The 14989-nt window shown below is 74.6% G+C and carries 12 protein-coding genes; 1 reads left to right on the forward strand and 11 read right to left on the reverse strand.

Going from position 1 to position 14989, the window contains the following annotated elements; genetic code table 11:
- Position 1: 1 nt before the first annotated feature.
- The 11 genes from ACFWDO_RS06940 to ACFWDO_RS06990 all read right to left on the reverse strand — a co-directional run bounded on the left by ACFWDO_RS06940 (position 2) and on the right by ACFWDO_RS06990 (position 12465).
- Positions 2 to 319 carry a DUF6457 domain-containing protein gene (locus tag ACFWDO_RS06940; RefSeq protein ID WP_380315627.1) on the reverse strand — a complete coding sequence of 106 codons (318 nt, stop codon included), beginning with the start codon at positions 317 to 319 and terminating at the stop codon, positions 2 to 4.
- Positions 316 to 1059, reverse strand: a complete 744-nt coding sequence (locus ACFWDO_RS06945; protein WP_380315624.1) for a molybdenum cofactor guanylyltransferase — start codon at positions 1057 to 1059, stop codon at positions 316 to 318. Before ACFWDO_RS06945 ends, ACFWDO_RS06940 begins: the two co-directional genes overlap by 4 nt.
- Before the next feature lie 14 nt (positions 1060 to 1073).
- Positions 1074 to 2489: a molybdopterin molybdotransferase MoeA gene (locus ACFWDO_RS06950; protein WP_380315621.1), complete on the reverse strand. Its 1416-nt coding sequence runs from the start codon at positions 2487 to 2489 to the stop codon at positions 1074 to 1076.
- Between the two features lie 88 nt (positions 2490 to 2577).
- A complete protein-coding gene (locus ACFWDO_RS06955; protein ID WP_380315618.1) occupies positions 2578 to 3807 on the reverse strand; it encodes a nitrate/nitrite transporter in 1230 nt (409 codons plus the stop codon).
- Positions 3808 to 3879: 72 nt separating this feature from the next.
- The gene (gene narI / locus ACFWDO_RS06960) at positions 3880 to 4641 is read right to left on the reverse strand and encodes a respiratory nitrate reductase subunit gamma (protein WP_380315615.1); all 762 of its coding nucleotides are present in this window, start codon (positions 4639 to 4641) and stop codon (positions 3880 to 3882) included.
- Positions 4632 to 5345, reverse strand: a complete 714-nt coding sequence (gene narJ, locus ACFWDO_RS06965) for a nitrate reductase molybdenum cofactor assembly chaperone (protein WP_380315612.1) — start codon at positions 5343 to 5345, stop codon at positions 4632 to 4634. Before narJ ends, narI begins: the two co-directional genes overlap by 10 nt.
- Entirely contained in the window at positions 5342 to 7000 is a 1659-nt protein-coding gene (narH, locus tag ACFWDO_RS06970; protein WP_380315609.1) for a nitrate reductase subunit beta, read from the reverse strand. Before narH ends, narJ begins: the two co-directional genes overlap by 4 nt.
- The gene (locus ACFWDO_RS06975; RefSeq protein ID WP_380315606.1) at positions 6997 to 10839 is read right to left on the reverse strand and encodes a nitrate reductase subunit alpha; all 3843 of its coding nucleotides are present in this window, start codon (positions 10837 to 10839) and stop codon (positions 6997 to 6999) included. The genes narH and ACFWDO_RS06975 overlap by 4 nt, the downstream gene beginning before the upstream one ends.
- 152 nt (positions 10840 to 10991) lie before the next feature.
- On the reverse strand, positions 10992 to 11465 hold the full coding sequence (locus ACFWDO_RS06980; RefSeq protein WP_380346861.1) for a hypothetical protein: 474 nt from the start codon (positions 11463 to 11465) through the stop codon (positions 10992 to 10994).
- A gap of 9 nt (positions 11466 to 11474) precedes the next feature.
- Positions 11475 to 11957 (reverse strand): hypothetical protein, encoded by a 483-nt coding sequence (locus ACFWDO_RS06985; protein ID WP_380324243.1) that lies wholly within the window; start codon positions 11955 to 11957, stop codon positions 11475 to 11477.
- A 37-nt stretch (positions 11958 to 11994) separates the two neighbouring features.
- Positions 11995 to 12465, reverse strand: a complete 471-nt coding sequence (locus tag ACFWDO_RS06990) for a hypothetical protein (RefSeq protein ID WP_380324240.1) — start codon at positions 12463 to 12465, stop codon at positions 11995 to 11997.
- Between the two features lie 164 nt (positions 12466 to 12629).
- On the opposite strand from ACFWDO_RS06990, the gene ACFWDO_RS06995 reads away from it, so the two are divergent.
- Entirely contained in the window at positions 12630 to 14912 is a 2283-nt protein-coding gene (locus tag ACFWDO_RS06995; RefSeq protein WP_380324237.1) for a BTAD domain-containing putative transcriptional regulator, read from the forward strand.
- Positions 14913 to 14989: the final 77 nt, after the last annotated feature.

Consider the following 14989-nt stretch of genomic DNA (forward strand, 5'->3'; position numbering starts at 1 on the left):
ATCAGCTCCCCGACCCCGCGCCGGCCGTCGCGCCGCCCGGGCCCGGGTCCTGCCAGGACAGCGCGGCCGACGTGGCGCGCTCCAGGGCGTCCGAGCCGGAGCCGCGGGCCGCGGCGAGGCCCGCGGCGTACCCCACGGCATACGCGGTGACGGGGGCGGCGGGGCGCGCCACCTGGTGCGCCGCGTCCCGCGCGAGGTCGAGGACGGCGCCGACGTCGACACTGCGCACCGGCAGCCCCAGCTCGGCCTCAAGGGCGTCCACCCAGCGGTCCAGGGTGCTCGAGCCCGGCTCGGCGGCTCGGGGCATCTGGTCGGTCATCGGAATCCTCCCCAGCGGTGGGCGTCGGCGGTGACGGCGGAGACGTCGTGGAGTCCTACCGTAAGGCGTCGCACGTCGTCCCAGGTGTCGACGTCCGCGCTCAGGCCGTCGACGTCGGGCACCTCCAGGCACGACAGCCCGGCTACCAGCCGCCGCACCGGCAGCCCCGTCAGGCCGTCGAGCCCCGCGAGGGCGTCGAGCGCCCGGCGCAGGGCGTCGCGGCGGTACGCGCCGACCAGCCACTGCGCGCGGCCGTCGCGCACCAGGTAGGCGCCGTCGGGGGGCGAGCCGGGCGCCGAACCGTGCGCCGAACGGGGCGCCGAGCCGGGCGGCGGACCGGCGACCGCGGCGCGCAGCAGCGGCACGGCCTCGGCGGCGCGCGGCACGTCCACGGCGAGCACGAGCACCCAGGCCGGCGCCGCGCCCGGGCCCTGATCGTCCGTCCGCCCGTGCGCCCGGTCGAGTGCGAGCAGGCCCGCGTCCAGGCCGGCGACGGGGCCGCCGAACGGCGGGTCCTCGCGCGCGACGAGCACGCCCCGGCCGGGCGGCACCGCCGCGTCCGGCCCGACGACGACGGTGCGGTCGGCGTCACGGGTGGCGGCCAGGGCCCGGTCGAGCAGGGTGGCGCCGTCGAGCACCACGGTGGGCTTGGGCACGCCGCCGAGCCGGGACGCGCGACCGCCCGCGAGGACGACGGCGTCGAACCCGACCTGCGGCGCGGGCCCGGGAGCGGTGGTCACCTCGTCCGCCGCCTTCAGCGCAGGCCGAACGGGAGGTCGAGGGACAGGACCTGGACGAGGTCGCCGGCCTCGACCTTCGCGACGTCCGGCTCCACGAGGGCCAGGCCGTCGGCGCCGAGCAGGGCAGACGTCGCGTGCCCGCCGACGCCGTCGCGTCCCGCGCCCGGGGCGGCGGCGCGCTCGACGGCCCCGGACGCCAGCGTCCGCACCGGCACGACGTGCGTGCGCCCGGGCGGGCTCGCCCACGCCTCGGCGGCCGGACGGGTCACGGGGCGCGCGGGCTCCCGGCCGGCGAGCGTCGCGACCGCCGGCCGCACGAACAGCGCGAAGGACACGAACGCGCTGACCGGGTTGCCGGGCAGGGCCACCCACGGCACGCCCCGCCACCGTGCCAGCGCCTGCGGGCGGCCGGGGCGCAGCGCGACGGCGGCGACGTCCACGTCGGCCAGCCGCGGGTCGTCGGCGTCGAGCACCGCCCGCACGACGTCCGACGCCCCCGCCGACACCCCGCCCGTCGTGACGAGCAGGTCCACCGCCGGCCCCTGGAGTGTTGTGGGTGGGCGTTTGGCCCTCTCTCCCGGCGTGTCGAGGGCCAAGTGCCCATCCACAACGCTGTCGAGGGCGGCGCGCAGGGCGTCGGCGTCGTCGGGGACGGCGCCGACGCGCACGACGTCGGCCCCCGCGGCGCGCGCGAGGGACGCCAGCAGCAGCGAGTTCGAGTCGGGGATGCGGCCCGCGCCGGCGCCGGCCGCGCTGCCCTCCGCGGGCACCAGCTCCGAGCCGGTGGACAGCACCGCGACGCGCGGCCGCCGCCGCACGGGCAGGGCGGTCAGCCCGGCCGACGCCGCGACCGCGACGAGCGCGGGGGTGACGGCGTCGCCGGCAGCGCCGAGCAGGTCGCCCGGACGCACGTCCTCGCCGCGGCGGCGCACGTGCGCGCGGTCCTGGCGCGCGAGCGTGACCTCGGTCTCCGTCGTCGGGCCGCCCGCGACGAACCGGCCCGTCGACGTGCGCTCCACCGGCACGACGGCGTCCGCCCAGCCGGGCACCGGGGCGCCGGTCATGATCCGGACCGCGCCTCCCGGGTCGGTGTGAGCGGGATCTTGGCCCCCGTGCACGGCGTGTCGCGGGCCAAGATCCCGCTCACAACGATCGGGGGGCGAGCCGGGGCGGCGGTCGCCGACGACGGTGAGGGTCACCGGGGAGCCGTCGGCGGGCAGGTCGGCGAGGCGCACGGCGTAGCCGTCCATGGCGGCGGCGTCGAACGGCGGCACGAGCGCGACGGCGCGGACCTCCGCCCCCAGCGACCGCCCGGGTGGCTCGACGGCAAGGTCGGCCAGCCCGACGTCCTGCACCGGCAGCGGCGCGACCCCCGCCAGCACGGCGGCGACGTGCTCGGCCAGGCTCCGCGGCGTGCTCGGCGCTGTCATGGGGCCAGGCTAGGGCGGGGACGTGTCGCGCGGACGACCGGCGCCTCACCGGCGCGCGACGGGCGGTGTGCGGGGACGGGCCGAGCGGTCATCCGGCGTTCGCCTGCACGCGCCGGCGCACCGGCCCGAGCGTGAACAGCAGCGTGAGCAGGGCGGTCAGCGCGAGCAGCCCGAACCCGATGCCGTAGTTGCCGTTCGCGCCGTACACGGCGCCCATGATCAGCGGCGGGATGAACCCGCCGAGCCCGCCGGCCGCGCCCACGACGCCGGTCACGGCGCCCACCGTCCCGGGCGGCGCCATCTTCGCCACGAGGGCGAAGGTCGCGCCCGACGACCCGCCGAGCGCGGCGGCCATGGCGAGGAACGCGATTGTCGCGCCCGGGATCAGGGCCGGCTGGAAGAGGATGGCGGCGGCGCCGAGGGTGACGACGGCGTAGCACACGAGGTTCACCGCGACCCCGCCCACCTTGTCCGAGAGGGTGCCGCCGATCGGCCGGCAGATCACCGCGAGCACCACGAACCCGGCGGTGCGGAACGAGGCGTCGCTGGCGCTGAGGTCGTACGCGTTCTGCAGGAAGGTGGGCAGGTACACCGAGAAGGCCACGAAGCCGCCGAAGCCGATCGCGTACAGCCACGACAGCTGCAGGGTGGCGGGGATCTTCAGGGTGGCCCAGGTGCGCGCCCACATGCCGCCGCCCGAGCCGGGGGACCAGGCGGGGGAGTCCTGCAGCATCGCCCGCGACAGCAGCGCGAACACGGCGAGGAAGACGGAGACGATGATGAACGGGGCGCCGTCGCCCCACGCGTCGCGGATCGGCACGGTGGAGAACGACGCGATGGCGGTGCCGCCCATGCCGGCGCCGAAGATGCCGATCGCGGTGCCGCGCCGGGCCGGCGGGTACCAGTTGTTGACGAACGGGACGCCGATGGCGAAGGTCGTGCCGCCCAGGCCGAGGAAGAACCCGCCGATCAGCAGCCAGACCAGGCTGTTCGCGACGAACCCGATGAACAGCACCGGCACGATGGTCAGCGCGCTGCACAGCGGGAACATCACCTTGGCGCCGAACCGGTCGGTGAGCGCGCCGATCGGGATGCGGCCCAGCGACCCCACGATCACGGGGACCGCGACCAGCACGGACACCTCGAAGTCGGACAGGTGGTACAGCGTGCCGTAGCTGTTGCCTAGCGGGCTGAGCAGCGCCCACGCCCAGAAGCAGATCGCGAAGCCCGCCGTCGCCAGGGCGAGCTGCGTCACGTTGCCCTGGACGGCGGGGACGGCCGGCGCGTCGGCCGGGCCGGGGGTCGGTGCCGAGGTCATGGCTCCTCCTTCGAGGCCCGCGGGCCGGTCGGGTCGGGCGGTTCGGTCGGGCGGTTCGGTCGGGTGTGGCGGTCAGCGGGGCGGGGTTCCGGTGGGGTCCCAGCCGCGGCGCGGGGCGCGCGACGACACGGACGCCTCGCGGGACCGGTAGACGACGTACGGGCGGAACGGGTACTGCACCGGCGCGGAGAACGCGTGCACCAGGCGGGTGAAGGGCCACAGCGCGAACAGCAGCATCGCCATCGTGATGTGCACCTGGAACGCGGCGGGCACGCCCGCCATGAGCTCCGGCTGGGGCTGCAGGTACCACAGGGACCGGAACCAGGGCGAGATGGTCTCCCGGTAGTTGTACCCGTGGCCGCCGGCCAGGAGCTGGGTCTGCACGGTGGCCCACGCGCCCGTCAGCAGCGAGCCGGCGAGGAACACGTACATGAGCTTGTCCGTCTTGGTGGTGGCGAGGAAGACGGGGCCGGTGGAGCGGCGGCGGTAGATGAGGATGAGCAGCCCGGCGACGGCGACGACGGCGGCGATCGAGCCCATCGAGGTGGCGATGAAGTGGTAGAAGCTCTCGCTGATCCCGACGGCCTCGGTCCACGACTGGGGGATCACGAGCCCCAGGAAGTGCCCGAGCACCACGAACAGCAGCCCGAAGTGGAAGAGCGGGGAGCCGTACCGCAGCAGCCGCTTCTCGTACAGCTCGCTGGAGCGTGTGGTCCAGCCGAACTTGTCGTACCGGTAGCGCCAGATCGACCCCACGACCAGGACGGCGAAGGTCACGTAGGGCACCACGACCCACAGGATGATCTTGTCGGCGGAAGCGTCCGTCAGGCCCACGGCAGGTCCTTCCCCTCGTCCCCGGCGTCCCCGTACCCGCTCAGCCCCACGAGCTCGGCCGGCGGCCCGGCGGCCACGAGGTCGGCGACGCGCTCGGCGGTGGCGGCGTCGACGGGCGGCAGCGTGAGGCACACGGCCTCGACCGCGGCCGTCCACGGCGAGCGCTGGGCGGCGAGCGCCGAGCGCAGCACCTCGATGCCGTCGCGGTGGGCGGACAGGAGCGCGCCGGCGATGCGGGCGCCGTCGGGGCCGCCGCGGGCGGACAGCTCGAGCACGGTGGGCAGGTAGTCCGGCAGCTCGTCGCCGGTGGTTTCGAACCCGGCGGCGCGGTACGCCTCGACGAAGCGGACCAGCGCGAGGCCGCGCTTCCGGGTGTCGCCGGCGGCGTAGTACGACAGGTACATCGCGCACCGGCGCTTGAGGTCGAACGTGGCGACGTACTCGGCCTGCAGCGCGTCCGGGTCGCCGTCGAGCAGGGTGGTGGCCAGGCCGGCGAGCCGGTCGCGGACCGAGCCGGGGAGCCCGGCGACGGCGTCGCGGACGGTGGCGGCGGCCTCGAGGGTCGCGGCGTCGGGGTAGGCGAGCAGCAGCGACGCGCCCATGTGCGCGACGGCGCGGTCGGCGTCGCGCAGCGGTACCGCGGCGAGCGGGTCGAGCCGCCTGGCCCGCACCCCGGGCCGGGGGAGGAAGGCGAGGCGGCTCATCGCGGGTCCTCCTGCGCCTCGTCGGGCGGGAAGAGCCCGTCGGGGCGGCCGTTGCCGTCCCAGTTGAGCAGGTTCACGCGGCCGGGGGTCGACGGTCCGTACGGGGAGTCCGCCGTCTGGCGGGCCGCGAGGGCGTGGAAGTTCTCCACGGCGACGGGCACGGACTGGCCGGAGGAGGAGCCGAAGGGGCCGGCGCCGCCCATGCCGGGGCCGCCCTCGAAGTCCAGCGAGCAGGCCATCTCCTCGAGCTCGCGCGCCACCTCGGTGTGCGCGGTGGGGATGACGTAGCGCTCCTCGTACTTCGCGATGGCGAGCAGCCGGTACATCTCCTGGACCTGGTCGCCGGTCATGCCGACGGCGGCGGCGTTCTCCTCGGGGAACTCGCGGCCCAGGTTGACCTCGCGCATGCCCGACCGCATCGCGGCGAGGCGGCGCAGCACCCGCTCCACGGGCCCGGTGTCGCCCGCGGTGAACAGCCCTGCGAGGTACTCCAGCGGGATCCGCAGCTGCGAGATCGCGGCGAACAGGGTGCGGCCGTCCTCGCCGTCGTTGCCCGAGCTGGCGACCACGTCGACCACGGGCGACAGCGGCGGGATGTACCAGACCATCGGCAGCGTCCGGTACTCGGGGTGCAGGGGCAGCGCGACCTCGTAGTCGTGGATGAGCTTCCAGATGGGGGAGCGCTGCGCGGCGTCGATCCAGTCGTCCGGGATGCCCTCGCGGCGGGCCGCGGCGACCACCTCGGGGTCGCTCGGGTCGAGGAAGACGGAGCGCTGGGCGGCCAGGAGGTCGTGCTCGTCCTCGATGGCGGCGGCCGCACCGACCTTGTCCGCGTCGTACAGCACGAGGCCGAGGTAGCGCAGGCGGCCCACGCAGGTCTCAGAGCAGACGGTGGGCAGGCCGACCTCGATGCGCGGGTAGCACAGCGTGCACTTCTCGGCCTTGCCGGTCTTGTGGTTGAAGTAGACCTTCTTGTACGGGCAGCCGGTGACGCACATGCGCCAGCCGCGGCACTGGTCCTGGTCCACCAGCACGATGCCGTCCTCGACCCGCTTGTACATCGCGCCCGACGGGCAAGAGGCGACGCACGACGGGTTGAGGCAGTGCTCGCAGATGCGCGGCAGGTAGAACATGAACGTCTGCTCGAGCTCCTCGGCGACGTGCTCGCTCATGTGCTTCAGGATCGGGTCGTCCTGCATGGTGGCCGTGGAGCCGCCGAGGTCGTCGTCCCAGTTGGCCGACCACTGAATGCTCATGTCGTCGCCGGTGAGCAGCGACTTCGGCTTGGCGACCGGGGTGTGGGGGCCCTGCGGGGCGTTGAGCAGCATGTCGTACTCGTAGGTCCACGGCTCGTAGTAGTCGTGGATCGACGGCAGCTTCGGGTTGTGGAAGATCGACGCGAGCTTCTTGGCCCGCCCGCCCGCGCGGAGCTTGAGCTTGCCCCGCTTGGTGCGCACCCAGCCGCCCTGCCAGGTCTCCTGGTCCTCGTAGGTGCGGGGGTAGCCGAGGCCCGGGCGGGTCTCGACGTTGTTGAACCACACGTACTCGGTGCCGGTGCGGTTCGTCCACGCCTGCTTGCAGGTGACCGAGCAGGTGTGGCAGCCGATGCACTTGTCGAGGTTCATCACCATCGACATCTGCGCCATGACCTTCACGAGTAACGCACCTCCTGGGAGCGGCGGCGGATGACGGTGACCTCGTCGCGCTGGTTGCCGGTGGGCCCGAGGTAGTTGAACGCGAAGGTGAACTGCCCGTACCCGCCGGCCAGGTGGGTGGGCTTGAGCAGGATCCGCGTCAGGGAGTTGTGGATGCCGCCGCGCAGCCCGGACGCCTCCGCGAGCGGCACGTCGACGGTGCGGTCGGTGGCGTGGTGCATGTACACGGTGCCCTCGGGCATGCGGTGGGAGACGACGGCGCGGGCGACGACGACGCCGTTGCGGTTCACCGCCTCGATCCACTCGTTGTCCTTGACGCCGATCTTCTCGGCGTCGGCCGGGCTCATCCACACGTTGGGGCCGCCGCGCGACAGCGACAGCATGAACAGGTTGTCCTGGTACTCCGAGTGGATCGACCACTTGGAGTGCGGGGTCAGGTACCGCACGGCGACGGCGACCTGGTCGGCGCTGCCGCCGGTGCTGGTGCCGTCCGCGGTGCTGCCCGGCACGGGGGAGTCGCCGTACAGGCGGTGCAGGTCCAGCGGCGGGCGGTAGACGGGCAGCTGCTCGCCCAGCTCGATCATCCAGTCGTGGTCGAGGTAGAAGTGCTGGCGCCCGGTGAGGGTGTGCCAGGGCTTGAGCCGCTCCACGTTGATCGCGAACGCCGTGTACCGGCGCCCGCCGTGCTCCGACCCGGACCACTCCGGCGACGTCACGACCGGCGTCGGACGCGACTGCACATCGGGGAACGTGACCCGCTTGGCCTGCTCGTCCATGGCGAGGTCGGCCAGCCGCTGCCCGGTGCGCTTCTCCAGGTCCTGGAAGCCCTGCACGGCCAGGCGGCCGTTCGTCGTGCCCGACAGGGCGAGGATCGTCTCGCAGGCGTGGGTGTCCTGGTCCAGGCGCGGGCGGCCCGCGGTGGGGCCGTCCGGCACGAGGCCGTTGCGCTCCCCGAGCCGGCGCACCTCCTCGTCCGGGTGGAACGTCACGCCCTTGGTGACCATGCCCTTGGTCTCCGCGAGCGGGCCGAGGGCGGCCATCCGCGCGGCGAAGGCGGGGTAGTCGCGCTGCACCACCTGCAGGCGCGGCATCGTCACGCCGGGCACCAGCTCGCGCTCGGTGACCGGTGCGCCCGCATCGGTGAGGGTGCCGTGCGGCACCGCGAGCTCGTCGGGGGTGTCGTGCAGCAGGGGCGTCGCGACCAGGTCCTCGCGCACGCCCAGGTGCGTCTCGGACAGCTCGGACACCCGCCGCGCCAGCGTGTGGAAGGTGTCGAAGTCCGTGCGCGTCTGCCAGGGCGGCGCGATCGCGGGGTTGAACGAGTGCACGAACGGGTGCATGTCCGTGCTCGACAGGTCGTGCTTCTCGTACCAGGTGGCCGCCGGCAGCACGACGTCGGAGTACAGGGTGGTGCTGGTCATGCGGAAGTCCATCGTGACGAGCAGGTCGAGCTTGCCGCGGGGCGCCTCGTCGCGCCACGTCATCGAGCGCGGGCGGCGGTCGGGCCCGCTCTCCTCGGCGAACACCGCGGAGTCCGTGCCCAGCAGGTGCTTGAGGAAGTACTCGTTGCCCTTGCCCGACGAGCCGAGGATGTTGGCCCGCCACACCGTGAGCACGCGGGGGAAGTTCGCCGGGTCGTCCGGGTCCTCGCAGGCGAACCGCAGCCGGCCCGCCTTGAGCTCGTCCACGACGTGCTGCTCGGGCTCCTTGCCCGCCGCGCGCGCCTCGTCGACCAGGTCCAGCGGGTTGCGGTCGAAGGTCGGGTAGCTCGGCATCCAGCCGCGCTGCGCCGACTCGACCAGCGAGTCCGCCGTCGTGCGGCCCTTGAGCCGGCCCGGAGCCAGCGGGGAGGAGAGCGCGTCGGCCGGCATCCCGTCGTACCGCCACTGGTCCGTGGCGAGGTAGAACCAGCCCGTGCCGATCATCTGGCGCGGCGGGCGCACCCAGTCCAGGCCGCCCGCGTACTGCGCCCACCCGGTGATCGGGCGGCACTTCTCCTGGCCGACGTAGTGCGCCCAGCCGCCGCCGTTGACGCCCTGGCAGCCCGTGATCGTGGTGAGGGTGAGGAACGCGCGGTAGATGGTGTCGGAGTGGAACCAGTGGTTCGCGCCGGCGCCCATGATGATCATCGACCGGCCGTCCGAGTCCTCCGCGTTCTGCGCGAACTCCCGCCCGATCTGCGCGGCGTCCGCGGCCCGCACGCCCGTGATCTCCTCCTGCCACGCCGGGGTGCCGGGGGCCGACGCGTCGTCGTAGCCCGTGGGCCACTCGCCCGGCAGCGCCAGGTCCTTGCGCTCGACGCCGTACTGCGCCAGCAGCAGGTCGAAGACGGTGGTCACCAGGTGCCCGCCCACGCGCCGCGTCGGCACGCCGCGGGTGAGCACGCCCGCGCCGCCGAGGTGCGAGGACTGGCCGTCGGCGGCGTCAGGGACGATGTCGAACCGGGGCAGGAGGACCGCCACGGTGCCCGGCTCGCCCGCGCCCTGGCCGCCGGGAGCGTCCGCCACCGACAGCAGCGGGTCGACGTCGCCCAGGTCGAGGTTCCACCTCCCCTCGCCCGCCTCGCCGTACCGGTCGGCCAGGGTGCCGTTCGGCGCGACGACGGTGCCGTCGGCGTCCAGCAGCAGCGTGCGGAACTGCGCGTTCGCCGCCGACGACGCGCCCGGCAGCGTCGCGTCGTCCACGTCGGCCGCGGTGAGGAACTTGCCCGGCACGTACGCGCCGTCGCGCTCGTCGCCCGGCGCAGGATCGAGCCGGATGAGGAACGGCGCGTCCGCGTACCGCTTGAGGTAGTCCGCGAACCGCGGGGTGCGCCGGTCCACGAGGAACTCGCGCATGATGACGTGCCCCATCGCCAGGGCCAGCGCGCCGTCCGTGCCCGGCTGCGGGGCCAGCCACTGGTCCGCGAACTTCGTGTTGTCCGCGTAGTCCGGGGAGACCGACACGACCTTGGTGCCGCGGTAACGCGACTCCGCCATGAAGTGCGCGTCCGGGGTGCGGGTCACCGGGATGTTGGAGCCCCACATGATGAGGTACGACGAGTTCCACCAGTCCGCCGACTCCGGCACGTCCGTCTGGTCGCCGAAGACCTGCGGCGAGGCGACCGGCAGGTCCGCGTACCAGTCGTAGAACGACAGCATCGTGCCGCCCAGCATCTGCACGAACCGCGCCCCGACGCCGTGCGAGACCATCGACATCGCCGGGATGGGGGAGAAGCCCGCGATCCGGTCCGGCCCGTGCGCCTTGATGGTGTGCACATGCGCCGCCGCGACGATCTCCGCCGCCTCGTCCCACGTGGCCCGCACCAGCCCGCCCTTGCCGCGCGCGCTCTTGTACGCCCGCGCCGTGGCCGGGTCCGACGTCAGCCGCTCCCACGCGAGCACCGGGTCCCCGCCGACGGCCGCCTTCGCGTCGCGGTACGCCTGCAGCAGCACCCCGCGCACGTACGGGTAGCGCACCCGCGTGGGCGAGTACGTGTACCAGGAGAACGCCGCGCCCCGCGGGCAGCCCCGCGGCTCGTACTCCGGGGAGTCCGGGCCCACCGACGGGTAGTCCGTCTGCTGCGTCTCCCACGTGATGATGCCGTCCTTGACGTACACCTTCCACGAGCACGACCCCGTGCAGTTCACGCCGTGCGTGGAGCGCACCACCTTGTCGTGCGACCACCGGTCCCGGTAGAAGACGTCACCCTCGCGCCCGCCCTTGAGGAACAGCTGGCGCAGGTCGTCCGACACCTCGCCGGAGCGCAGGTGCTTGCCGAGCCGGAGCAGGGCGTCGGCCGCCCCGGTCGGTGGTGCCGACCCGACGTCGACGGTGACGGGCGGGCGGGTGGTCGACATGTGCGCTCCTGGGGCTGGGGTACCGAGAGTCACTGCTTCGAATCATGGGCCCGGACCTGCAGGGGCGCATGTCGGGGGTGCCCCCGGCAGCCGTCCGGCGCGACGACGGGCGGGCGAGCAACGCTCGCCCGCCCGGTCGTGGCCGCCGCCGATCAGCTCTTCCCCTTGGCGACCTTCTTCGTGCAGACGGCGTTCGGGGAGTCCGACGTGCAGGCCTGGACGTACACGGTCTGGCCCTCGTCGTAGGAGAGATTCACGTCGCGGTAGGTGTGGTCGCCCTTGGAGTAGAAGACGGCCGGACCGCTCCCGCCCACCCAGAGCTTGACGATGGACCTGCGGCCGTTGGCGTGCTGGTCGGAGATGAACAGGTGCTCCCCGTAGGGGACGAAGCGGCCGTAGACGTACACCTTGCCGCCGGTGCCGCCCTTGGACGCCATCTCCGTGATGCCGATGCCGCCCTTGTCGTACGGGTCGTGCCACGACCAGGCCTCGCGGTACCAGGTGGCCGTGGTCTGCGCGTCCCCGGTCGGGGCCTCGGGCGGGGCCGCCGTGGCGGCCGGGCCGAGGAGCCCGACGCCGGTCAGCGCCAGCGCGGCGGCGGCCGCCGCCGTGGTGAGTGCTCGCATGGTTCCTCCTCAGGACGTGCCCTTTTCCCGCTTCGGGGTGCAGACGGCGTTGACGGACGTCGAGGTGCAGGCCTGCAGGTACACGCGCTGGCCCTCGTCGTAGGACAGGTTGAACTCCTTCTTCGTGCCGTCGCCCTTGGCGTAGAAGACGGCGGGGCCGCTCTTGCCGACCCAGAGCTTGACGATCGCCTTGCGGCCGTTGGGGTGGTGGTCCCAGACCGTGAGGTGCTCGCCCTTCGCCTCGAACATGCCCATCACGTACTGCGTCGTGCCGTTCTTGATGGCCTGCTCGTAGATGCTGACGCCGCCGGCGTCGCCGTCGTCGGCCCACGCGTCCGTGTCCATGTACCAGCCGGCGGCCGTGGTGGCCGTGGTGGCGGCGCGGTCCGTCGGGTCCGGCGCGGGTGCGGCGGTGGCGGCGGGGGCGAGCAGCGTCGCCCCGGCCGTGACGAGCGCGGCGGCCGCGGCCGCCGTCGTGGTGCGAAGTCGCATGATCATCCCTTCCTCAGGACCGGCCTCAGGACCGGCCTCAGGACCGGCCGCGGTGCGTGCCGGACGAGCACTGGGCGTTCGGCGACGTCGAGGTGCAGACCTGGATCTTCACGGTCTGGCCCTCGTCGTAGGAGAGGTTGAACCTCGTCTCCGTGTCGTCGCCCTTGGCGTAGAAGACCGCCGGGCCGCTCCTGCCGACCCAGAGCTTGACGATGGCCTTGCGGTCGTTGTCGTGGTGGTCCCAGATCGTGAGGTGCTCGCCGTTCGCGATGAACTGCGCCATCACGTCCTCGCGGGTCGAGGACTTGGACGTCTTCTCGTAGACCGAGATGCCGCCCTTGTCGTTCGGGTCGTTCCAGGACGCGCCCGAGTCGTGCCAGGTGGCCGCCGTGGCGACGCCGTCGAGGGCCGGTCGGGGCGCGGCCGCGGCGGCCGTGCTGCCCAGCAGGCCGAGGCCGGCCGCGCCGACCGCGGCCGCGGCGAGCGTCCTTCTCGTGGTCGTTCTCATGGGTTCCCCTCCGTGCTGTCGTGGGCCGTCGTTCGTGCGGCGACCGATGCCCCCCACGGTGCCGAGGGCCGCTTTCCTCGCGCTTTCGCCGTACTTCCGTCGCCCCGGTCACCTCTTGAGGGGAGTGGGCGCCGGTCGGCGGCGCCCGGGCAGGGGGCCGAGGGATGCGGTTCGAGGTGCTGGGCCCGGTGCGGGTCGCGGGGGCGGCGGACGCCGCCCCCGTGACCGGCGCGGTGCGCCTCGGGCTGCTGGGGCTGCTGCTCGCGCGGGCCAACTCCCCGGTCCCGGCCGACGAGCTCGTCGACGCCCTGTGGGGAGCCGCGGCCGACCCGCAGCGCCTGCAGCTCACCGTGCACCGGCTGCGCCGCGCGCTGGGGGAGCCGGACCGGCTCGAGCGCGACGGCAGCGGGTACGTGCTGCGCGTCGGGCCCGGCGAGCTCGACGCGGAGCGCTTCGACGACGCCGTCGCGCGCGCCGAGAGCACCCCGGACCCGGAGGTGCGCGTGAGCCTGCTGCGCCCCGCCCTGCGGCTGTGGCGCGGGGCGCCGTTCCAGGGCCTCGACCTCGGGCCCCTCGCGGCGGAGACCGGGCGGCTGACCGAGCGCCGGGACGCGGCGATCGAGCAGCTCTTCGCCGCCGAGCTGGACCGGGGCCGGCACGCGCGCGTGGTCGCCGACCTGGCCGAGGCGGTGCGCCGGCACCCGCTGCGCGAGCGGCTGCACGTGCTGCTGATGACGGCGCTGTCCGGCTGCGGGCGGCAGGCCGACGCGCTCGCCGCGTACCGGTCGGCCCGCCGGACCCTCGTCGACGAGCTGGGCCTGGAGCCCGGCCCGGAGCTGCGCGAGGCCGAGCGTCGCATCCTCGCGGGGGAGTGCGGTGCCCCGGCGCCCACGGCCGCGCACGCCGCCGACGCGTCCGCCGCCGCCACCTCCGCGGCCGCCGTCGCGGCGACGGCCGCGGCCGCCGGCGCCGCGCACCGCCCGCCCGCGCAGCTGCCCCACGACCCGTGCGGCTTCGTCGGTCGCGACGCCGAGCTGACGGCGCTGGACCGGGCCTCGCTGCCGACGACGGGCGGCGCCGCCGTGGTCGCCGTGACCGGCACGGCGGGCGTGGGCAAGACCGCGCTCGTGACGCACTGGGGTCACCGGGCGCGCGACCGGTTCCCGGACGGTCAGCTCCACCTCGACCTGCACGGGTTCAGCCCGCACGACCCGGTGTCGTCGACGGAGGCGCTGGGGGTGCTGCTGCGGTCGCTGGGCGAGGACGCCGACGCCGTCCCCGCGGACCGGGACGCCCGGGCGGCGCGCTTCCGCACCCTCACCGACGGGCTGCGGCTGCTGGTGGTGCTGGACAACGCCGCGGACGTCGACCAGGTGCGACCCCTGCTGCCCGGGTCCGCGACCTGCGTCACCGTCGTCACCAGCCGGGACGCCCTCGCCGGGCTGACGGCCGGGGAGGGCGCGGAGCGGGTGGACGTGGGCCGCATGACGCGGCCCGACGCGCGGGCGCTGCTGGGCGCCCGGCTCGGCGGCGCGCTCACCGAGCGCGGAGCGGGGAGCGCGACCGACGACCTGGTGGAGCGCTGCGCCCGCCTGCCCCTCGCGCTGCGGGTGGCCGCCGAGCGGCTGCGCGGCGCGGGCCCGGGCGACGTCGCGGACCTCGTGGCCGCGCTCGGGGTGGAGCGGGACCGGCTGGACCTGCTCGACACGGGCGACGAGCACACGTCGGTGCGCTCGGTGCTGTCGTGGTCCTACCGGCAGCTCTCCCCGGAGCAGGCGACGCTGTTCCGGCGCGCGGGCTTCCACTGCGCGCACGCACGCCACTACCTCGACCCGTTCTGCGCGTCCGCGCTGCTGGGCAGCACGGACCTGCAGGCCACGCGCCGGCTCATCGACGACCTCGTGCGACGCCGCCTGCTCGACGAGGCCGAGCGTGGCCGCCACGAGATGCACGACCTGCTGCGCATCTACGCCGCGGAGCTCGCCGCGGAGCAGGAGGACACCGCGGAGGGCCCGCGCCGGATCCTCGACTACTACCTGGCCGCGGCCCTCCGCGCGGCGGCATGTCTCGGGGGGCCCGGGACCTCGCCGCGCACCGTGCTCCCGGACGACCTGGCGACGCCACCGTTCGACGGCCCCGACGACGCGCGGCGCTGGCTCGACGCCGAGCGGTCCGCGCTCGTGTGCGCGACCGAGCAGGCGGCGGCCCTCGGCCACCCCGGCCACGCCCTCGACCTGGCGGCCGCGCTCGAGCGGTACCTCGACGCCGGCGGGCACCGCGACGAGGCGCGGCGGGTGCGGGCCGCAGCGCACGAGGCGTGGGAGGTCGAGGCGGCGCGGGAGGACGGGGCGGGGCGTGAAGACGAATCGGCGCGGGAGGCCGCGCTCCGTGCGCGCGGGGGCCACGCCGTCCTCGCCGTCCTCGCCGTCTGCGCGGTCCGCGCCTGACGCTCACAGGCCTGCCGTGCGCCCTGTGCGTTCGTGCTCACGCGCATTTCACGCCTCGACGCCCGGCACGGAAACAC

This window comes from Isoptericola sp. NPDC060185 (assembly GCF_042728595.1).
Classification (GTDB): Bacteria; Actinomycetota; Actinomycetes; order Actinomycetales; family Cellulomonadaceae; genus Isoptericola.